This is a genomic window from bacterium (genome assembly GCA_024228115.1).
Taxonomy (GTDB): domain Bacteria; phylum Myxococcota_A; class UBA9160; order UBA9160; family UBA6930.
Genome location: JAAETT010000140.1, coordinates 1 through 726 on the forward strand (window position 1 = coordinate 1; position 726 = coordinate 726).

Below are 726 nucleotides of genomic sequence, written 5' to 3' on the forward strand. Positions count from 1 at the left end.
CACCAACGCAATCGAGAACCTGAACAGCGGCATCGCCACCTACTCGAGAAACGTGAAGCGTTGGCAGGGCGGATCGATGGTCGCGCGTTGGGTGAGTGCCGCCATCGTCGAAGCCGGGAAGAAGTTCCGTCGCGTCCAAGAGTGGCGCGACATCGAGAAGCTCGTCCGAGCTCTCACCGTGTCCGAAACCAGCGAAGAGGCGACTGCAAAGCGCGTCGCCTAGGATTCAAACCGGAGCCGCCGCTCAGAGAAGATCAACAGCGGACGGGACATCCCCAACCCGAAGGAGGTCTCATCGGAACTCGGCCACACGACACCGCGAATGGTGCTTGGGGTCTACGACAGTTTTCTCGACGCAGACGCTTGGCCCGACGACGCGGAGCGCGGCCATCTAGCGACGCTCTTCGGGTGGCCGATGCCGATTCCGGCCAATCCGGTCGACGAGAAAAGGCACGCAGAGGGCACGCAATGACACGCACGACATCCCAACTGCATTTCGGGCGACTTGCGTGCCTTTTCTCGGGTCGCGCCTAGCAAGAAAAGCGAAACGGCGGCAAGCAGTTAGCTCGCCGCCGTTGCTGAAGACTGGAGCGCGAGACCGGATTCGAACCGGCGACATTCACGTTGGCAAGGTCGGTGTACCCTCCGGGGGCACCGCAATTCCAGCTACTTGGCGCTCTCCGTGCTTGTCAGGACCGCACACGACCGCATCTCACCACCGCATCC

1 protein-coding gene is annotated in these 726 nt (G+C 62.1%); it reads left to right on the plus strand.

Going from position 1 to position 726, the window contains the following annotated elements:
- Window positions 1-223: IS256 family transposase (locus tag GY937_07000; GenBank protein ID MCP5056461.1), on the plus strand; the 223-nt coding region annotated here is incomplete at its 5' end.
- Window positions 224-726 lie beyond the last annotated feature (503 nt).